At 44.4% G+C, this 20,459-nt stretch carries 19 protein-coding genes and 2 pseudogenes; 3 read left to right on the forward strand and 18 right to left on the reverse strand.

Annotated elements, in window-relative coordinates; translation table 11 throughout:
* Positions 1–16: 16 nt before the first annotated feature.
* The 13 genes from HNR65_RS08845 to HNR65_RS08905 form a co-directional block, all read right to left on the reverse strand.
* On the reverse strand, positions 17–838 hold the full coding sequence (locus HNR65_RS08845; RefSeq protein ID WP_181551132.1) for a sulfotransferase family 2 domain-containing protein: 822 nt from the start codon (positions 836–838) through the stop codon (positions 17–19).
* Positions 839–871: 33 nt separating this feature from the next.
* The gene (locus tag HNR65_RS08850) at positions 872–1,774 is read right to left on the reverse strand and encodes a polysaccharide deacetylase family protein (protein WP_181551133.1); all 903 of its coding nucleotides are present in this window, start codon (positions 1,772–1,774) and stop codon (positions 872–874) included.
* A gap of 1 nt (position 1,775) precedes the next feature.
* Entirely contained in the window at positions 1,776–2,444 is a 669-nt protein-coding gene (locus tag HNR65_RS08855) for a GNAT family N-acetyltransferase (RefSeq protein WP_181551134.1), read from the reverse strand.
* Positions 2,445–2,466: 22 nt separating this feature from the next.
* On the reverse strand, positions 2,467–3,612 hold the full coding sequence (locus HNR65_RS08860; RefSeq protein ID WP_181551135.1) for a GNAT family N-acetyltransferase: 1,146 nt from the start codon (positions 3,610–3,612) through the stop codon (positions 2,467–2,469).
* A 1-nt stretch (position 3,613) separates the two neighbouring features.
* A complete protein-coding gene (locus HNR65_RS08865; protein ID WP_181551136.1) occupies positions 3,614–4,828 on the reverse strand; it encodes a hypothetical protein in 1,215 nt (404 codons plus the stop codon).
* Positions 4,829–4,969: 141 nt separating this feature from the next.
* Positions 4,970–6,103 (reverse strand): glycosyltransferase family 4 protein, encoded by a 1,134-nt coding sequence (locus HNR65_RS08870; RefSeq protein ID WP_181551137.1) that lies wholly within the window; start codon positions 6,101–6,103, stop codon positions 4,970–4,972.
* Positions 6,104–6,142: 39 nt separating this feature from the next.
* Positions 6,143–7,411 carry a TolB-like translocation protein gene (locus tag HNR65_RS08875; protein WP_181551138.1) on the reverse strand — a complete coding sequence of 423 codons (1,269 nt, stop codon included), beginning with the start codon at positions 7,409–7,411 and terminating at the stop codon, positions 6,143–6,145.
* Complete coding sequence (locus HNR65_RS08880; RefSeq protein ID WP_181551139.1) at positions 7,389–8,561, reverse strand: glycosyltransferase; 1,173 nt, start codon at positions 8,559–8,561, stop codon at positions 7,389–7,391. Before HNR65_RS08880 ends, HNR65_RS08875 begins: the two co-directional genes overlap by 23 nt.
* Positions 8,562–8,584: 23 nt before the next feature.
* Positions 8,585–9,649 carry a polysaccharide pyruvyl transferase family protein gene (locus HNR65_RS08885; protein ID WP_181551140.1) on the reverse strand — a complete coding sequence of 355 codons (1,065 nt, stop codon included), beginning with the start codon at positions 9,647–9,649 and terminating at the stop codon, positions 8,585–8,587.
* 10 nt (positions 9,650–9,659) lie between these two features.
* The gene (locus HNR65_RS08890) at positions 9,660–11,396 is read right to left on the reverse strand and encodes a thiamine pyrophosphate-binding protein (RefSeq protein ID WP_181551141.1); all 1,737 of its coding nucleotides are present in this window, start codon (positions 11,394–11,396) and stop codon (positions 9,660–9,662) included.
* Entirely contained in the window at positions 11,393–12,544 is a 1,152-nt protein-coding gene (locus HNR65_RS08895; RefSeq protein ID WP_220128332.1) for an NAD-dependent epimerase/dehydratase family protein, read from the reverse strand. Before HNR65_RS08895 ends, HNR65_RS08890 begins: the two co-directional genes overlap by 4 nt.
* The gene (locus HNR65_RS08900) at positions 12,541–13,989 is read right to left on the reverse strand and encodes a lipopolysaccharide biosynthesis protein (RefSeq protein ID WP_181551142.1); all 1,449 of its coding nucleotides are present in this window, start codon (positions 13,987–13,989) and stop codon (positions 12,541–12,543) included. Before HNR65_RS08900 ends, HNR65_RS08895 begins: the two co-directional genes overlap by 4 nt.
* A 346-nt stretch (positions 13,990–14,335) precedes the next feature.
* Positions 14,336–15,640 carry a nucleotide sugar dehydrogenase gene (locus HNR65_RS08905; RefSeq protein ID WP_181551143.1) on the reverse strand — a complete coding sequence of 435 codons (1,305 nt, stop codon included), beginning with the start codon at positions 15,638–15,640 and terminating at the stop codon, positions 14,336–14,338.
* Between the two features lie 23 nt (positions 15,641–15,663).
* Here HNR65_RS08905 and HNR65_RS08910 point away from each other — a divergent pair, with 23 nt between their 5' ends.
* Both HNR65_RS08910 and HNR65_RS08915 read left to right on the forward strand, forming a co-directional pair.
* Positions 15,664–16,011, forward strand: a complete 348-nt coding sequence (locus HNR65_RS08910) for a hypothetical protein (protein ID WP_181551144.1) — start codon at positions 15,664–15,666, stop codon at positions 16,009–16,011.
* Between the two features lie 239 nt (positions 16,012–16,250).
* Positions 16,251–16,625: a hypothetical protein gene (locus tag HNR65_RS08915; protein ID WP_181551145.1), complete on the forward strand. Its 375-nt coding sequence runs from the start codon at positions 16,251–16,253 to the stop codon at positions 16,623–16,625.
* Here the strand turns inward: HNR65_RS08915 and rfbA are convergent.
* From rfbA to HNR65_RS08935, 5 genes and pseudogenes are all read right to left on the reverse strand, one after another.
* A complete protein-coding gene (rfbA, locus tag HNR65_RS08920) occupies positions 16,605–17,474 on the reverse strand; it encodes a glucose-1-phosphate thymidylyltransferase RfbA (RefSeq protein WP_181551146.1) in 870 nt (289 codons plus the stop codon). The genes HNR65_RS08915 and rfbA overlap by 21 nt on opposite strands.
* A 43-nt stretch (positions 17,475–17,517) precedes the next feature.
* Positions 17,518–18,294 (reverse strand): dTDP-4-dehydrorhamnose reductase, encoded by a 777-nt coding sequence (rfbD, locus tag HNR65_RS08925; protein WP_220128333.1) that lies wholly within the window; start codon positions 18,292–18,294, stop codon positions 17,518–17,520.
* Positions 18,295–18,329: 35 nt separating this feature from the next.
* Positions 18,330–18,971 (reverse strand): polysaccharide biosynthesis protein, encoded by a 642-nt coding sequence (locus tag HNR65_RS17985; RefSeq protein WP_232364718.1) that lies wholly within the window; start codon positions 18,969–18,971, stop codon positions 18,330–18,332.
* Positions 18,972–19,068: 97 nt separating this feature from the next.
* Positions 19,069–19,953, reverse strand: a pseudogene (locus HNR65_RS17990) (polysaccharide biosynthesis protein); the annotation flags it as partial.
* A 60-nt stretch (positions 19,954–20,013) separates the two neighbouring features.
* Positions 20,014–20,331, reverse strand: coding sequence for a transcription termination/antitermination NusG family protein (locus HNR65_RS08935; protein ID WP_435051288.1), 318 nt, complete (start codon positions 20,329–20,331; stop codon positions 20,014–20,016).
* On the opposite strand from HNR65_RS08935, the pseudogene HNR65_RS08940 reads away from it, so the two are divergent.
* Positions 20,216–20,452: pseudogene (locus tag HNR65_RS08940) on the forward strand (ISH6 family transposase); the annotation flags it as partial. The gene HNR65_RS08935 and the pseudogene HNR65_RS08940 sit on opposite strands and share 116 nt — an antisense overlap.
* Positions 20,453–20,459: the final 7 nt, after the last annotated feature.

Below are 20,459 nucleotides of genomic sequence, written 5' to 3' on the forward strand. Positions count from 1 at the left end.
ATTTGATTCCCTGCAATCAGCCAAAAAATTTTAAAAAAGGCCGATAAAACAAATATTTTCCAACCCGAAAAGCAATATTATTTAATGTAGAAAAACGGTAAGTCTGACATGCCTTATCCAGACTTTCTGCTTCATTTAACAAACGGCTGGTGCCGTATTGCGCCCTGTGCCTGTTAAAAATTTCCTGTTCAGCAAAGTGGTAAAGCTGAATATCAATCTGATTTGCCTGCCGCACTGCAGCGTCATCTTTTTCAGACAAGCTCAAGGTTTTTGCTGCTGAATCCGGTTTTACATTTTTGGGCTGGTAGCGTATCTCAAAATTCGGCAGGCCAAGTGCATGGCGCATTAATAAAAGGCTTTCATTAAAGCGTTCAACTACACCGACAAATTGAAATTCTGTTTGCAGTATTTTTTTTGCCCTTTCAAGCTCTGCCGCCCCTGCGGCAAAACTTCTTTCCTCAAGTGACTTGCATCCCAGAAGAAATTTGGTCTGATAATCGTGTTCGCCCACTATGGAGCAGCGCTTTTCAAGGCTATCATCATGGCTGCCTGCTTTTAGCCCATGGTTATAATGGGAGATAAACCTGGCAACAGGATTTCTGATAAATGTCAAAAAGAAGATATCATTGGCAACTGCCCGCAGCCCATCATCAGGCCTTAGCCCGTGGCCCCCTATTGCCTTGACCCCCCCCCCCCCCCCCGCAAATTTCAAAACACGCAAATCCCGTTGATTAAAAGATGGTTTGTTGATTTCAGCATAGCCAAAACCATAATTGTTCCGGAATATATAATGCAGGGTTGTGCCTGCGGTTTTAATCATATGGCAAAAACAAATCATGTCGCTCCCCCAAGTCTTGCCGGATGCAAAAAATCAATTTTGGTCAACGGCCGCTGGCTTCTTCCTGAATACTTTTTTCAGCATCTCCCATAAGCCGCATGCCTGAATGGCGGCCTTGTGCGGGCCGGCCTTGTCATCTATGCCGAAATTGGGAAGTGAAAACGGGTCACTTGCCTGCGTCACCCAGCCCGGCGCAATGGTCCGGCAGGTCCGGTAGCCGGCTTGTTTTACCCATTGCCGGCAGACCCGGGCGCCCCTGCCACCTGGCAGGGCAAAATGCTCCACAGGGATTTCCAGAATTTTTTCCAGGCGCTTTCTGGCTTCAACGCATTCCCGCTTTCCGGTTTTTTCATCGCATTTATCCAGCATGGGATGAAATAAGGTATGCGAGCCAATGTTTGCACCGGCGTCCGCCAATTGTTTTAATTCATCAATTGACAGGCAGTGACGTATCTCATACTCCCTGGTGTCTGTATGGCCCGTTTTCTTTTGGAGCAGCGCCCGCCGTTTTTGATCCGGCACCTGCTTGAGTCTTTCGAGCAGTGCGGGATCATTTCGTACCATTTCAAACCAAAAAACCCTTTTGGTGCCTGCAGTGCCGGCAACTATATAAAACATGGCCGGCACATGGTATTTTCTTATCGCACCGACAAGATGGGCGTTTCCGGCATATCCATCGTCAAAGGTGATCAGCATGGGCTTTGGGGGCAGGTCTGAAAAATCCTGCCAGTCTAATGCCCGGGCAACTGCATGAGCAGACACAAACGAATAGTGACGGGAAAAGTATTTTAAATGTTGCAAAAAAATATCCGGAGACGGGTTGTGGTAGTTGATGATGGTAATTTTACGCCTTGCATAAACTTCGCGCAGATACCAGGGAATCCCGGTAAACCGGAGTGCCAGACAGAAAAATTCCTCAAATCGGCCGCCGGCCATATCACAAAGCTCCGGGATGATGCAGCAGGGCTTTTCTAACAGGTTCTGCTGCAAAACTATCAGAAAAAGAGGCGACCCGCACCCGCCAGGGCTGCCCGGCCCACTGCCACTGCTTTAAAAAAAGCATTTTTTGAAAACCAAGTCTTTCCCAGTTTCGGATGGCATATCGGTTCTCCGGGAGGATAAAAACAGCCGGAATAAGGCCGGCCGGAATGATGGAAAGGCGTGCCAGGTTTAATTGCTGCCCGATTTTTTGCCCCCTGAAAGCAGGCCGCACGTAAAGGTTTTTCACAACAGCATATTCTGGCGGAATCGGCATTCTGACATGCGGGCCCACCTGATATATCCCCGCATACTGCACCCAGGCATATCCGGCAACCCGGCCCTTGATTTCAGCAAAAATCCCCCTGCTGCCTTCAGTCAGAAATTCCTGAAATAGAGAGTTTTCTGCACGGGTTAACTCACCGGCTTTTGTCAAATGGCTGATCCGCTCCTTTGTCAGTTCTTTGATGCATGGATTGTCATATTGGCACCCGCAAAACACCGGCATTAAAAAAAGGATGTCATGCTGGACCCGGTAGATTTTGCGGACTGCTGCCCGCATGGCCTGCAGGATTGAAGCCTTAAACCCGTATTGTTTTAAACGTTCTGAAATTTTTTGGCCCGGCATATGGAAAAATCTTATTGAAATGCTATGAGTGATTGGAAATCTTTCGCCAGACCAGAATCGCGTTTCGCGAAACGGTCCGCAATGCCTTATATTCCATGGCCTGGTGATAATAGTTTTTTATTTTGTCCCGGATCTTATGGTGATAGGCATTTAGAATAGTGGATGCGATGCCCCGGGACGGGGATGTAAACATATAATTGTCTGTTTTTCGCTTATCCCATGACCAGTCATACTTCCAGTTGTAATCTCCGGCCATAAAATTGATGGTATGGATGCCCGTAGCCATAAAATGACGAATCATATAGGCTAAAATCATAATGCCCGGATAGTACCTTTTAAAAGCCGGGTTAAAACTGGTGTGCCAGGCATAATAAACCCCCTGATGCACAAACCCCAGGCGGTATGCGGCCGGTTTGCCATCAAACAAAAGCTGATAATAGACAATTTTTCCCTTATTAAACTGCTCTTTTATGGCCTCCTGCCAGCAGGCCAGTTCCTGATCGCTTTTGGCAGGCGATCGATCGTCCTGCCAGCGCGCCCGGTATATGCTGACCATCTCAGTGAATTTTTTTTCATAATCCGCCCATTGATTTGTAGCCCTCAACGCTGCATCATGGTCTGAAGCAATTTTTTTCATGCGTCTTCGGATTTCTGCCCGAAAATTTTTTTTCAGTTTTGCTAAATAGCCATCCCAGTCCAAACCCGAAAAATCAGCTATCACACAAGCCGTCATATGCTTGGCAAGAAAAGCGTGTTCAGCAAAAACCCGTGCCAAGACACTGTTTTCAGGCACCTGTTCCAGGCGTGCCCATCTCCATTGCTGATTTGACCGGATATATGTAATTATCGCTTCAATGACCGGTTTCTCATGCGCCCCGTTTTCCAGGATAAACGTATAAAAATCCCCGAAATGAACAGGAAATGATCTTAACACACTGACGCCTAAATGGCGTTCAATGCACAGGGGCGCTATCCCCAGGGCTTTGCCCTCCTCTCCCAGCACCATCACCACATGCAGTTTTCTGTGGCCGGCCAGGTGTTTCCACCATGTGGCGCACCAGTGATAGGTGCTCTGGGGAAAAACATCGGCCGCCTGCTCCAGGCGCTCCCATTCGGATTTAAGAAAAGGATCATCTATATTTTGAAATATGCGGATGTTAAAATGCATTTTATGTTTGCGCTTTTTCGTTCTTTGCATGCAAAAACCCCAGGGCCAGGATAAAGTAGACCAGAAATGTGCCCAAATCCCCCATAACCAGGCCTGCATTATAAAAACCGGAGATAAACAAAACCACCATCATATGGCAGGCAACCCCTAGACTGATCGCCTGCCAGAACGGATCATTTTGCAAGGCGGCTGCCCTCTTGAAGGTTCTGAACATGAAAAATAAAAATGTAAACCACAGAAGGGTACCGGGATAACCGACCTGCAAAAGAAGCCATGCAAAGCCGGTCATTCCATACACTATACCGGTGCGCGGATCCACACCTCTCCAGGCGTGTCGCCCACTCTGTTTCCTTTCCATCCCAACCCCGAATCTGGATTTCATCATGGAACCCGGGCCAAACCCGAAAAGAGCCTTGTGAAATGTTTCTGAAGACAGGCTTAAGGCCCGGATGGTGGTAGACATCCGCCCTGTTGTTGCCCCCTCCTGGCTTTGGCCGAAACTGTATTCAAAAGCATGGTCTGCGGCATAGCTGATATCAACCCTGCCTTGAACCCGGTTTTCCGGGTTAAGGCTTGGCAAAAATTTCATTGCTGTAAAAGATATAAGCCCGAGAATCACAAGGGCGAAAATCTTGTTGCGCACGGAACCGGTTTCAATACTGCCGATGCTGTGTACAACATATAATGCAAAAACGCCGGCCAGCGGGACCGTTAAAAAAGTGGCCCGTTTGCCCCCGATAATGCCGAATGCGGCAAAGGCCACAATGCCGATAAGATATGGCAGCCATCTGCGATAGGCGGTATAAAACACCAGCAGATAACCGGTCATGAACATGGGAATGGCCGTTGACAGGCCGCCGCCCCCATAGGTGTAGGTCCCCACTGCCTGTTCACCCTGGCCCTCCCAGATCATCCGCACGGCTGCCACCGGCACCTGAAGAAACAGGAGAGCCGCCAGCACGGCAATCCATATTTTTATTTCCCGATCGCTCATTTCAAGGTTAATAATGGCCAGAAACAGCACATAGAAACGCAAAACAACCCGTAAAAAAAGAACAACCGTAATTGTTGACTGGCCCGTGGCTATTCCGGCCAAAACAGTCCAGCCAATAAAGAGCACTATAAGGCGGAACCCGGCCACCCTTATTGTGCCCGGCTCCCGGTCCGGCCGCAGAAGTGCGCAGCTGAAAAGAAATAAGATCAATATTTCAGGCACAAAATTGACCGCATCCGGCAAAAGTCCGTAATGAATCAGCAGGCCTGAAAAAAAGAAAATAAAAACCAAAACAGCAATTGTGAAATGAACCAGCTTCATGTGATGTTAGATTGGACTTGCCTTTGACCGGTTATTTGAAATTCAAAGATAAGATCGTAAAAAATTGGAAAGCCTGACTGCCTGGCTGTTCCAGGTATGTTCTTCAAGCACCTGGGCCCTTGCTTGATTCCCCAGCTCTTCAAACCGTTTTTTTTGGGAATACGCCTGCCGGATTGCCGCGGCAAGGGCCTGGGGGGAGGCGTCTTTGGCAAAAAAAGCAAAGGGCTTGCCGTTTAAAACATTTCTGTGCGCAGGAATTTGAGTTGCGATCACCGGCAGGCCGCAGGCCATGTATTCAAACAATTTGATGGGAGAGCTTGTATTCCACATGTCACAGTCCGGAAACGGCAGAATGCCCGCATGATGGGCCTGAATCTGTGCGGGGATCTGGGCATGGGGGATCGTATCCACCAAAGTGACCCGGTCCTGGAGTTTTAACCGCTCAATCCAGCAGATGGCTTCCGGCTCCCGCAGGGAACTGATCAATGTCAGGTGAATATCAAGGTCCTTTACATAATCCATGGCCTGGATCAACCGGTCCAGGCCCCGGGCGGCGGAAATAATGCCCCCATGATAGATCAGGCGAAAAGGCGTGTCTGCAGGCTTTAAATCAGCCGGCCTGAACGTGTCCGCATCAACCCCGGAGGTCCAGACCGCACTTTTGTGATCCGGCAGACCAAAGCGCTTTATACAGTATCTGCGCATTTCTTCCGTAATGTAGGTCACCCCGGAAAAGTGCCGGCTGGCAAACAAAAGCCGGCTGCTGAAAAGTTTGAAAGACCTGGAATTATTTTTCGGCCCTGGAAGGGTCCGGACGTCAAACACCACTTTTGCACCATATTTCCGGGCATTTTTTAAAATAAACCGCAGCATCCGGTTTGAAGGCCCATGGGTGACAAATATGATTGCCGGTGGCTCGCTGCGGATCAACCGCTTAATGACGCTTGGTTGACTGATATATGCCCTGAGCCACTTAAGGGGGATGCGGCCATGTCTGTCATAGTATTCCACAGGGCGGCCGCCTGCTTGTAATTCAAGCGCTTCCTTGCTGTAACCGGCGATCAGGCGGACATCAAAATGTTGATTCAAGCGTTCAATCATCTGAAGAAGAACGACCCGGTTTTCTGATTTGTCGATGAGCTTGAAGGCTATCCAGAGAAGACGCGGTTTTTGCATATTAATATCTATCCGTTACAAAAATGTGAGTCTGCAAAATCAAGATTTGATAAAATATAAGAGACGGTTCTTGGCTTTTTGGTTTATTGTACTTAATTCATATAGTTTTCTGTTACTATTATGAGCTGATTCAAAAAAAACAGATTTGCCATTTTTTGACCATTTCGGGTGGAGGTCAACTCTCATTAATTTTTTGTATTTAAGAGGCTGATAAAATCTTCCAAGGTGTATAATATCATCAGTAAACATATTATAGAGATATAAATGCGACATTCTGCTCTTGTCCGGGTAGGTATCTGTCACAAGCCACTGGCCATTCGGAGAAACAGAAGGGTGCCCGTCAGTCTTTGGCATTTTGGCAGACAAAAACCTGACCGCCTTTGATTTATCATTAAATTTGAAATATCCTCTCTTTTCATTGTATTGGCAAAACGCTATAATTTCATTATTATCAGCCCAGCAGCAATGTGACGTCATTTTATCACCATTGAGGATACAAAGATTGCTGCCATCCGGATCAGCGGTAACCAGCCGCATAAAGCGCCCCTGTGGCCCGACCCATCGATGAAGGAACATAAAACGGGTGCCGTCCGGATTGATATCAATGTGATTGACCTTGTGGCCCGCTCCATCCATTGTTGGGACGTAAGCCAGGTTTTTCAGTGACTCCAGGGAAAGTATCAGCTTGTAAGCGCCGGTTTTCAGATCCAGATACCAGATGCCGTCCTGATCATCCGGCGGCAATGTCTGATCTTTTTTATTGAAATACCCGTAATCAGGCCTCATTTTTGCCAGGCGGTCGTAATTAAGACTTAAAGCAAAATTTCCGCACTTGCTGACGTTGTTTACCGGGATATCGTAGCGGGCTACAGGGTTCCCGAATTTATCAATCACTTTGGCGATGTATCGGTCTGTTTCAGGATCATAATCATTGAACAAAATTCGTCCGTCAGCGCCGGGGGCCCATTGAAGCATGCACCCCTGCTGCCAGTTCCAGGCTTTTGTTTCTGAAATTTTAGAGGTGCTTCCGTCTGGATTTTTCAACATGATGCTTGCTGATTCAAAAAGGCTGCCCCTGGTTTCTTCCTGATTAACTTTCAAATACAGAATCTCACCTTTCTTGTTTTCAGGTAACATATTGTAATATCCGAAGAAATTTATTCCTGGATCAACAGGTTTTAAGTCAAATCCTTTTGCTAATTTATCTGAGGTTAAAACCCTTTTGATGGCGTATCGGTTAGCCCAATATCTCAGATAAACCAAAAGAGGGAATAAGGTGCTGTTTTTAAGTCTGTTTTTTATGCTCATTGATTGCGTCTTTTATTTTTTCTACCATATTTCCGTAAACCAAATTGATATCGTATTTTGAAGCTTCTTTAAAAGCGTTATTGCACATTGTTTGGTGCATTTTCTCATTGTCTTTTAATAGCTTAATGGATTTACTCGCCTGGAGGGGGTCCATGTCTAACAAAAACCCTGTTTTGCCATCTTCAACAAACATGCTGTGGGTCTGTACTTTATTGCAAATAACAGGTTTGCCGGCAGCAAAATATTCAAATAGTTTTTGGGGTGGAGACACCTGAAAAGCCGGTACATCTGAATCCAATAAACTTAGACAAACATCAGAATAGTATAAAATACCCGGAATTAAAGCGGAATCAATAACTCCGTAATTAATAATATTATCCTCGAGGTTATTGTTTTTCTGAAAGTCAGCAATGCATTGACTAAATTTCGCATCGGCACCGGCTATTACTAGGACAATCTTATCATCTTGGATTGCGGCTTTTTTGATTGAGTCCATCATTAATTGATAACCCCGATTTTCGGTTACCCAACCGGTATAACTGACAATAAAATATCCTTCGTCCTTTAATTCCTTCAGTTTTTGATGCTCTTTTTTAAACAGAGGCTTTTGAAACTTGTCAATATCCATAGCATGGGGTGTATATGCCATATTGGTTAGCCCCTCTTGTTTGAAGAGGTCGATTAAAAAGGTGGACACAACAAAATTAATTCTGGATTTTTTTAATCCCCTAAGTGTTTGGCGGTGATTTACTTTTGAAATGATTTTTTTGATATATTCTTTCGGAGATCTAGTTTTATTATTTCCTCTGTTACCATATTGGTGAATGTATTGGAATACAGGTGATTCAATCCAAATAGCAGCCGGTGAGTCTTCATGAAACAAAAAAACCCCATCGCTTGAAATCTTATTAATCTTCCTTGCCAATTTCTTTTGATATTTATAATGTTTTACTATTGAAAGCTTGCTTTTTTCATTGGAATTAAAGGGTATCACCAATTCATTTGGAAATCTGTTTTTAATAAATTCCGGTTGGTTTGTAATAATGGTTACTTCAAAATATTTAGTTAAAAATTCAACCATATCCAGGCGGCAGGCATTGCCGAGTGTATCAGCATGGTTTGTTGTAAATATTATTGTAAGTTTTTTCATTTGCTGTATATATTTCCTACTGACTAAAGTAAAGCGTTAGTTAAAAAATTGAACGACTCTTTTCTTAAAAGGTTAAGATTTGAATAAACCTCACTATAATTAATTGGGCTATTTAAGTAGAATTTAATATCAAAATTTTCAGATTCACAAAACCTATCTTCCAGCCTGAGCATTTGCAATAAATTCTCAATCCGTGAGACTCCACCTCTTTGATTCGGAATACAGACAAACTGCTTTTTGAAAATTATTGAAAATATAACACAATGAAAAGAATCTGTAATTATTAAGGAAGCGTTTTGAATTCCATCTAACCAGGTGCCAATTGAGTTATATTTTAAAAAAGAGTGGCCTAATATTTTTTTGTTTTGTCCAAACAAATTGATGACTTTCTTTTTTGTTTGCTGAAATACCATTGACGGAATTGCACCTTTTGCAGGCCTGTCTTGTATAATATGATATGCAATATAGTTTTGTAGGTTAAACTTTTCATTTTTTTGAATAATTTTTTGATAATCACCCTCGTCAAGTAGTAAGGTGGGATCTAATACTTTTACAGCATTAACATTAAAAACATTTTTACATATATCAACCCCATCCTGTTCTCTTACACCAATAGCCGAAAATCTCTTGATTAACGGGGTTACTTGTTTTGTTTTTTCAGTATCGCCTTCCCACGATGAGATGCCAAAACTGGCAGCATAGGCTATTTTTAATTTTTCATTATCTGCAAAATCAAGAAAATAGTGGATAAGTCTTTCTTTTGACATGGATGCACGCCAAACTTGGTCGCTGCCAACGTAATAGGCATAAAAAATGGTATCCAGCTCATGCAAATTATCATCAGAATAATAAGGGGCGCTTAACTTTATATGTTTCTTTTTAAATCTTTCAAATTCGATTTTGTTGTATAAGAATAATTTTAATTTAGCTTTTAAATTCTTTTTAAAGCTTAGTTTTTTACCGGGTAACAGATTAATCACTTCCGGAGTGTGTCCGAGCTTTTTTAATACTCGATATGAGGCATAAGTTTGCAGGACAGCACCAAAATTTTGGGTTGAGAATTGATATGTAAGAATACCGATTTTCATAAACATAGTTTTAGGATCTGATTACTTTTTTTAAGGCACTTATGCCTTTAGGTCCTAAGACTTTTTTGGTCCATTTTTTTGCATCTTCTTTTAAGTCTTTTTCAATATTCAAAATTTTTTTCAAGGCTCCGCTTTCCCTTTCACTGTCTGTGAAAACCTCAAATAATATTGGTTGGTTTGTAACTTCAGGGGTCAGGAAGTGCATATACACCTTTTTAAATTCTTCTTTGTTTGAGGCACTTAAATATTCAAACCCAAGATCCTGGGCATAATTCTTCACCAGTGTCTGGGATTTGTTGCCAAAATGACCAGCAGCTGCAATGAACTCATCGACTTTGTCACCATGTTGATATGCTTTGTGATTGAAGTGCCTGAATTCAGTTCCTTTGCCATTGTTGACCAGCAGAAGGCGGATGTTTTTCCCAATGTCCCGATTCCCCAAAACATTCATGTCGTAGAAAAACGCCAGATCACCTACTACGCCATAGTAAAGTTTGTCTCTATTATAAAAAGAGGCACCGATTAGGGCCGAAACGCCCCCATCTATTCCAAACCCACCTACATTCGCTGAGGAAGTAACTGAATCCGGCAATTCAAAAAAGTTCCATGAGCGAAGGCTGTTCAAAATACCGAAGTGAATGGTTGATCCATCGGGGATTAGATGTGCTATTTGGGAAGCCAGCCAAACATTTGAAAAAGGGAGATCAGATATTTTTTTTTTAAGTTCATTTAAGAGTTTTTTGCAGTCATCTAAATATTCTGTTTTTTCTGGATCCTTGTTTGTATAATGTTCAAAAAACTGCTGTTCGGTCATTTCAAATACATAACTAAGTTTTCTGAATGTATCTCGAATTTCTCCATCTTCGCTGACACGCCAAACCTGTTTGTTTGCCATTTTAATGCTATAGTAATCTCCGGTAATTTCACCGATATGGATAAGTAAATCCGGGAGGGTGGCGGTATCTAACACTGGTTGCCCTGCGGCAAGTGCATATTGCACCCGGTACCTTCCCTTGTAGCCACTTGTATGATCGCAAAACACAACAGCATTATTTGATGCGCAAAACTTGTTAAGAACATCAGTTTGTTCTTTTGACATTGGTGCATGAGCGCCTACAAATACAGCAATTTTACCTTTTGGCAGTTCAGGGAAATCATTTAACGAAGTTATTCGTTTGATGACACGGGTCTTGGGAAGTTCTTTTGTGTCAAAGTTTCTGCTGTATGTTGTTGGAAGATTGATGTGAACTGGTCCTCCACCATGTCGTTTTAATTCAAGAATGGCTTTGTTTGCTTTAATTTCACAGTCCCATAAATCATCATCGTCTTTTACAATCGGAATTGAAACGGTTAGTTTAACAGCATCATTTGGGAAAACACTTCTATCTGTAACTTGGGCAATATGGTGGCCAACCTTCATTACCGGCTGCGTAGAAGTAATTGCAAGTATAGGTAACTTCCTGTAATAAGCTTCAATAAGTCCCGAAAAATAATTTTGAGAAGCAGTTGCACCAGTGCAGCTTAAAACTACAGGTTCGCCACTTTCGCTTGATAAACCACAAGCCAAGTATGCAGCAGATCTTTCATCGACGGAAGAGTACATCTCAAAATATGGATCATTATGCACGCTGGCAACAAAGGCTACATTTGTAGTTCCTGGAGATGCTATTATTTTTTTAATGCCATGCTCTTTTAATAGTGACAGGATAACCTGGACATTCTTTTCATCGGAGTAGTATTTTGTCATGTTTTTAACTTTTTAAGTATTTTAATGTGTTTTGCGGATAAATGTCTGTAAATAAGGTATATTGCTTTTTGTCTTAAGCCTGAAATTTCTTTTAAAGGGGTTGTTTCTTTGGCTTGCTTGTCCTGTAATGCTTCTGTTACCCAGTTGATTCTCCTAAAATCCGGCTTTTTAATAAAAGCCGTTAAACTTTTTTCTATTCCATTTTCCATTTGGGTAAAGCTTTCCACATCTATAAATTCACCAATTTTTGAATTATCAAATTGTCTATTATATAATCTGTCATATTTAATTTGATATTTTGCCGGGTGCAATTCAAATACTTGATTTATGCTTTGCAACAAGACCTTTGGTTTGAAGTCTAATTGGTTATCAATAATTGTCAGGTAGTGGGCCATGATCTCTGCCCAGGTACGCGTTTCGTTTGTTGTAATATTGTAAATGTTTCCATATGCCCTTGGGTCACCAATCAGCGATGAAATACTTTTTGACACGTCGCGGCCGTAAGTCATTGCTGTTCTTTTCGAAGCAATGTCTTTTGAAAAAACAATTGTTCTTCCTTTAAGAGCACGATAAAGCCATTGTTCTTTTTCTAAATTCCCAAGCTGTAGGCGGTTTTCACTGTATGTGATGTATGGTCGAACAATTGTCCAGTTTTTCCGGCCGGAATTTATCAGCATATCTTCCTGTCGTGCTTTTGAGAGGGCATACTCATCAGTTAAAAGATATTCTTTGTCTTCTGAAACATCCAGCAAACGAGCTGAGTCTTCTGTTAAGTGTTGTAGAGAATTGGCGTAGACTCTAGCCGAACTTATAAAAAAATATTGAACTGTTGCATCCAGAATCAGATTTATCCGCTTTTTGAAATCTTCTGTGGAATACACCATAAAATCAACAATAATATCCCATTTCGCACCAACAAGCTCTTTGAAAAAAACAAAATCTTTGGCATTACCTTGCAGATAGCTAACACTACTTTTTGATTTTTGTGGACTTCTGGAGGTCACAAATAATTCTGACCCATTTTGGGAGAGGATATCTACTAAGTGGGCTCCCATTGCACCAGTTCCACCTAATACTAATATTCTCATAATTACTTGAAAATCAGATAAAAAAATTTTGTTTTGAACTGGAACACAAATCTGGATCATTTCCTAATATATTGTTTTATTCCCATTTGTAATATCTCCCTGTACTCTCTCTTGCTTAAATACATTGCGCCAAAGGTCAGCCCGGATATAACTACTTTCAAGGCTAAGCCAAGAAACATATTCTCGCTCACATATTTTGAATATATCCAAAGAGGGACTATCATTATTAAACTAATAAACAGCGGAAATAATAGTGTTTTTATAAACTGCAAGAAAGATTTACCTAGTGCTACGTGTATAAGCATATAATACACAATAAAAAAACTGATCGTAAATGCAATAGCAATACCACATCCGACAGCCAAAATGCTTTTTCCCAGAAATATTCCTAAAGAAATACCACTCAATAAGATACATGCACTTATTAAACCGTAATAGAAAAGCAATTCTGTTCGATTGATTGCTAGAAAAACAGAACCAGCGCTTGAATAAATCATTTGTACACCAATTATTAAAGCAAGAATTTTAAACACGGGTATGGTTTGATCCCATTGTGGTCCATAAATAATTGTAACAATTTCGTTTGCTGAAAAAAATAGGAAAACTGATAATGGGAACCCAATTGTAGCCAAGACCTTGACTACCTTTAAATACGTATTAAAAATTACATTATAATCATTTTGGTATTTTGAAAGAACTGGCATCATCACAGGTGTAATAACATGCGTTAAATTTTGCACAGGCAACATCATAAGTCTATAAGCTTTATTGTAAAAACCTAATGAAGATGGACCTAAAAACTTTCCTACTAGCAAATTATCACCATTCCTGGAGAAGTAATTAATGATATTAAACATAAAGTTAAAAACGGAAAATCTAATTATTTTATTAATAGCATTTGGGTCTATTCTAAAAACAATTTTTATAGGTGAAATCAAATAAAAAAAAGAGAAAAGCAAAAAACCGGTTAATATGGCCCTGATTACAAGCGCATAATAACTGAAGCCCTTATAAGCTAATATTATCGCAAAGATCCCCATACTTAGTTGGGTACTAACAGTTATTATTCCAATTTTCTTAAATTCTAAATTTTTTTCAAGCAGAGCTCTGGGGATACCCTGTAAGGCATGGAATAATACAGCAAGCGCCAATAATCTGGATATTTTAATAAGCTCAGGTTCATCATAAAACCTGGAAATCAAAGGTGCAGCGAGGAAAAATAAAGCACCTAAAGCAAGGGCAAATAATATTGAAAATACAAATATGGACTGTATGTCATTTTTTGTTAAATTTTGGTTTTGAACAACTGCTTTACTTATTCCAAAATCACCTAATAAATTGAAGAATGTTACAAATACTGTAACCAAGGCAACAATCCCAAAATCTTCAGGAGTTAGGAGTCTCGCTAATATAGCTCCAATTAAAATTGAAAAGAACACATTGCTGTATTTCGCAAATGCAGTGTAGAAGACTCCTGAAATAAGTGACTTACGAATAGATGGCATGAATGTGTCTCGTTACTCCTGCAGCACTTCAAAACTGACAGATTTGTTCAGATTAAACTGTCTTTAATCCGTTTCACATGCCCTCTTCCCAGGCCTTTTACTTTAAGTTTTAAGTTTTAAGGGTTAAGGGATTAAGGACTCCTTTTTTTATGATTTACACCAGTTCTGGGGACACAATACTTAATTCCTGGGGACACGATCCTTATTTCTAACGAATTAAGGTCATGTCCCCAGGGCGCTGTGCCTTTCCTAATTCCGGGGACACGATACTTAATTCTTGCGAATTAAGGTCATGTCCCCGGAATTGGCGCTGTGCCTTGGTTGTAATTCCGGGGGCACAAAGCAACTATCCCCTGTAAATAACCCCGGAAATATCGTCAAAAAATCCCCGGGTGTCGAGAATTGGGGTGTTCAGGGCTTCCGGCTTGATCGAATCATACTGGCTGTGGCCGGTGCACAACACGATAAGATCATATTCTTCTGTGATTTGAGCCGATTTTCGGCCGGCGTAATGCGGATACTCGCGGGTTGGCCTGATTTCCGGGATATACGGATCATTGTAAGATACAACGGCGCCTTTTTGCTCGAGAAGCTCCATTATTCTGTAGGTGGGCGATTCCCGGTCGTCATCTACGTCTGCTTTGTAACTCAGGCCCAGCAGAAGCACTTTTGCGTCTTTAAGGGGCTTTGCATGCTGGTTTAATACGTCTGCCGCGCGGCTGACCACAAAATACGGCATGGATGTGTTGATTTCACCGGCAAGTTCGATAAATCTTGTGGCCACTTCATACTCCCTGGCCTTCCAGGTGAGGTAAAAAGGGTCTATGGGAATACAATGCCCGCCAAGGCCGGGACCTGGGTAAAACGGCATATATCCGAAGGGTTTTGTGGCAGCAGCCTTTATCACTTCAAATATGTCAATATCCATTTTCATAAAAGCGGTTTTAAGCTCGTTTACCAGGGCGATGTTTACGCTGCGGAATATGTTTTCCATCAGTTTTACAGCTTCGGCGGTTTTTGTGGAAGAAACAGGAACCACCTGGTCGATCACCTGACCGTAAAGGGCCAGCCCGGCTTCCCTGCAGGCAGGGGTTGTGCCGCCGCAGACCTTTGGAATACGCCGGGTGGAGTAGTTGTTGTTGCCCGGGTCTTCTCTTTCCGGTGAGTAGACCAGAAAAATATCCCGGCCAACCGTGAATCCCGCCTTTTGAATGCGAATTTTAAGCTCTTCTTCTGTGGTGCCAGGGTAAGTTGTGGATTCAAGGGAAACCACCTGGCCGGGGCGTAAATGGCCTGTTATCTTGTCCACAGAGTCAATTATATATGAAAGGTCCGGCTCACGGTGCTTGTCAAGGGGGGTGGGCACGCACAAAATTAGAGCGTCGGCCTGCGCTGCTTTTGAAAAATCCGTTGTTGCGTCAAATTTTTCTCTTTTAATGCTTTCTGCAAAGTCATCTGCGGCAATGTGCCTTATATAGCTTTTGCCGGCTTTGAGCTGATCGACCTTTTTGGGGTCGATGTCAAAGCCCAGAACCGTGTATCCGATCTGAAGATATCGGCGTGCCAGGGGCAGGCCCACATAGCCCAGACCTATGATGCCGATGACGGCTGTAAGGTTTTCGAGTTTTTGAATTAAACTGGATTCTATCATCACTAGGACCGGGCATTGTTTTTATGGCAAAATCACCGGGTTTTTTAAAATTTGGGCGAACTCCGTCCCTTTCGGGGGCAAGTCGTTTTTTCCGATGGGTGAAAAGTGCAGATAAATTTTTATATGATTGGGGGGCCATGACCTTAATTCTTCAATTCTATCCAATTAAGGTCCGCCAAATCACCCCAGCGATGAGGCTGCTCCCGCATGTATGTGCCGGAATCCGGCGCGGGATTTGTGTTCCTCCCTTTAATGCAGATGGTGTGCCAAAAGTTATAAAAGGCTCTATTTATGTAATTTCGGGCTTTTTTCAGGCTGGGGGGGTTGTGCTGCAGGGGGTATATCCGGATTTCATGGAAACAATTCCATAGGGTATGGAATCGGCTCCATGGAATTTGTCCCATAGGTAATTCCGAAAGTAATTCCGGGGACATGCCCTTAATTCTTCGAATTAATAATTCCAGATCTCACAGAATACCACGCGCCAGCAATACTGCGACAAAGCCGAGTGCAAAAAAACATCCAGGGCAGTCAGCCAGCGCCGGTGACAAAACAAACCAGAAAACGCCGACTACTTCCGCGGCCCAGAAAACGTACAACGGGCACAGCAGTGGCGCAGGCAAAATCCCGGCTACTGCAAAAACAGAACCCGGCCATAAATGCGTTACAAAATGACATCGCATCGACCATCGGTGGCATGCAACAATTCCCGGTGCTGGCCGGTAACGCAGATGTTGGGTGTCAGGTCCGGATGGTTTTGCATGACCAGTATCAGGGGCGCCATTTTGATGGCTTCGGGCCGGGTGCCGAATATAAAAGATATTTTTTTCAAGTAGGGCGGTGGAAGCGGTTTAATGCGGTTCGTTTAAGTTGGTGGTGGTGGTGGTGGTGGATGCGATGGCACTTATCTGTCCTTCTTCGGGCTGCAGGTGAGCCAATTGGCTTGGCGGCTGGGCGCTTCTTATCAATCCACCAGCCCCATTAAATACTGACCGTATCCGCTCTTTTTCAGTGGCGCGGCAACACGGCATACTTGTTGTGCATCGATAAAGCCCATGCGAAAGGCGATTTCTTCAGAGCATGCAATTTTAAGGCCCTGGCGTTCTTCTATGGTCCGGATAAAGCTTCCGGCATCCAAAAGCGAGGCATGGGTTCCGGTGTCGAGCCAGGCCGTACCCCGCCCGAGCAATTCAACCTTGAGGTCGCCGCGTTGAAGATAAGCCTTGTTGACGTCTGTAATTTCAAGTTCGCCGCGCCGGGAGGGCTTTATCTGGCTTGCAATCTTTACCACGTCATTGTCGTAAAAATACAGTCCGGTCACAGCATAGTTGGATTTTGGATGTTGCGGCTTTTCTTCAAGACTGACGGCCGTACCGGTGGTATCAAATTCGACAACACCGTAACGACTTGGATTTTTTACATAATAACCGAAAACCGCTGCGCCTCTTTCCTCTTTCGCCCAATGCTGCAGTCGTTTGGCCAGTCCCTGAGCGTAAAAGATATTGTCTCCCAGCACAAGAGTTACCGCGTCATTGCCGACAAACTTTTCGCCGATGATAAACGCCTGGGCCAGGCCGCCCGGTTCCGGTTGGACGGCATAGTTTAGATTTATACCCCACTGATTGCCGCTGCCCAGAAGCTGTTCAAAGCGGGGAGTATCCTCTGGCGTGGAGATCACGAGTATGTCTTGAATACCTGCCAGCATAAGCACGGACAAGGGGTAATAGATCATGGGCTTATCATAGATCGGCAGAAGCTGTTTGGATACGGAGTGGGTAAGCGGATAAAGTCGTGTGCCGCTGCCCCCGGCTAAAATAATGCCTTTTCTTGCCACGCTTTTCGTCCTTTGTGTTTTCCGGGGCTCTTGTTTTTAAGTTTCAAAAATTCCAGGATGTTTCTCCTGCAGCGGTAAGGTGATATGTGCCTGAAAGTTTTTTATCGTAATATGCGGTACGGATCACATGGGCGCCGACATCCGCGATGAGTTCTGCACCTGTGGGTGCGCCGATCTGGTCGTCTATGACCCGGAGGCGGTCTCGTTTGGCAGCCAGCCGTAGCATGGTGTGGATAAAATTTTTACAGGCGGCGGAATAGACCCAGCTTGTTCTAAAAATCAGGTGGCGGCAGCCGCTTTCGCGGATTGCTTCTTCGCCTTCCAGTTTGGTTTTGCCGTAGACGTTTATAGGGCCCTTGAGGGCACTTTCTTTCCAGGGGGTGGTGCCGGTGCCATCGAAGACGTAGTCTGTGGAGAAGTGAATCAGCCATGCGTCTGCCTCCTTTGCCATGCGGGCAAGATGGACCGGCGCTTCGGCATTAATGCGCCGGGACTGTTCAGGCTTGGACTCCGCCTGGTCTACTGCCGTATAGGCAGCAGCGTTGACGATGATATCCGGGGATACGGATTTTATGGTCGCAGAAAGGGCTTTCGGGTCAGACAAGTCACCCGAAAGGCCGTTTTCCTCCTGCCGGGCTATAGCGGTTACCAAACCTATGGGAGACAGGGATCGGTGCAGTTCCCAGCCTACCTGGCCTTTACAGCATAGAAGAAGAATTTTCAAAAACGTCCCCTGTTCTGCTTCCGCCGGCCCATAACCGTTATACGGCGGCATATACCCCTGATGGTGTTGACTTGCCGCCTGTTTTTCTTCATCCATTTGAAAACCCCGGATCTTTTTTTATAAATTGGTGTTTACTGCTGCATTGTCTGTGGTTTTTCTGCTTCGGCCGAGAACATGGACGCATGGCCGGGGCAGCTGTACTCGGGCAGAATGGATTTCAGGTATTGGCGGATGGCGGTCTGGTTTCTCTGTCTGGCCGCCTGCTTTAACATGGCAAAATGCGGGTCCAGGATTTCCACATCCACACTGGCGCAGTTTAAAACCATGATCTTGGCGTGATCGGTTGCCACCACATTTTCATGATCGGTCATGAGCTCTTCGTAGAGCTTTTCGCCCGGCCTTAAGCCCACATATTCGATCTTGATGTCCACATCCGGTTCAAACCCGGAAAACCGGATCAAATCCCTCGCCATTTCGGCAATTTTGACAGGCGCGCCCATTTCCAGGATAAAAATCTCACCGCCCTTGCCCATGGCCCCGGCCTGGAGAATCAACTGGCAGGCCTCGGGGATGAGCATGAAATAGCGCACCACCTCCGGATGGGTCACAGTGACCGGACCGCCGTTTTTGATCTGTTTTTTAAACAAGGGAATCACGCTGCCGGCGCTGCCGATCACGTTGCCGAACCGCACCGTGACAAACCGGGTGGCCGAATTTCCGGCCATGCTTTTGTGCTGCACGATCATCTCCGAGACCCGCTTGCTGGCCCCCATGATATTGGCCGGGTTCACGGCCTTGTCCGTGGAGACGAAAACAAATTTTTCGCATCCATAAAAGAATGATCTTTGACGGCGCAAACCGGCAGATCTGCCGGCACAACCCCCTGCCGATGGAACCCCCGGCTCCGGAGACAAAAACGGTCTTGCCCTTTAAAAACGCCCCGATTTGTTCCTGATCCAGTTCCACGGGCTTTCTGCCGAGCAAATCCCGGAACTCCACATCCCGGATGGCATTGACCGTGACCCGGCCGTCGATGAGCTCGCCCATGCCCGGCACGGTTTTGAACTTGATACTGCAGTACTTGCACAGCTCCACAATGGAGCGGATTCTTGCCGCGTCCGCCGAGGGAATGGCAATGACCACATCAGAAACCCCCAGCCGGTCAACAACCCTGGGTAGCCGGGAAATCTTGTCCAAAACCGGCACCCCGTGAATTTTTCTTCCCTTTTTAACCCGATCATCATCAAGAAAACCCACCACCTGATATCGGATGGATGCGTTGTCCTTGATCTCCCTGAGGATTTTTCCCCGCAGTCGCCCGCACCAATGATCAGGATTCTGTGCGGCGCACTTTTTTTCTCTCAAGACCCTGACCAGATTTTGAAACAGCGCCTTTGTCCCGGCCCGGCGTGCCGACTGCTCAAAAAGCACCCGGGCGGCCACGCGAACCCCGGCAATGGCAATCAAAGTAAAGCAGTAATCAATCAAAAAAATCGACCTGGAAAAGCCTTCAAAGCGGTATCTGGCCAGCACAAACAAGATCAGGGCAACACTGGCGGCAGTGGAGGCCTTGATGACGTTGAAAAGATCATTTAAGCTGGTATATCGCCACATACCGCTGTAAAGATCAAAATAGTAAAACGCGGCGATCTTTATGAGCAGTACATAGGGCAGAAGAGTGAGAAAGGGCGCAAACTCCCGGCTTGAAACACTGAAGTCAAAACGCACAAGGTAGGCGCCATAATGGGCGGCCATCAGCAATAAGATATCAAGGCAGAGAATGATAAAGAAGTTTTTGGAAACCCGGATTTTCAATTACACGGTCCAGTTGGCAAATTTGTCTTGAAGTGGGTCCAAAACCCGGTACCGGCCGGGATCATCTGCCTTAAAAAACAAATAACCCGAAAACAATGGCAACAGGCTGTAGCGTTCCCGTTTGGCCGAAGACTGCCGGCGCCGGACCATGGGAAGAAAATAGCCGATGCCGCGATCGGCCAGGTAGCCGGCCAGGGCTTTTTCCCTGCGGATTTTCACCAATGTTGAGCTATGGTTGAAAACCGAAGTGATCGCCCCCAAAACGACCTCGTTTTTGGAACGCATCTTCCGGGAAATCGGGCGCCGTATCAAGCGCATTGCTTGGGGATGGTCCGATGATACCGTCTCCAAGCTTTCTAAAATGATCGTTGTGAAAAAATATTCCAAAGAAAAATGGGAACAATACTGGAAACAAAAACTGGGCATTGAAGTGACTTAGTTCAGAC

The organism is Desulfosalsimonas propionicica (genome assembly GCF_013761005.1).
Lineage (GTDB): Bacteria > Desulfobacterota > Desulfobacteria > Desulfobacterales > Desulfosalsimonadaceae > Desulfosalsimonas > Desulfosalsimonas propionicica.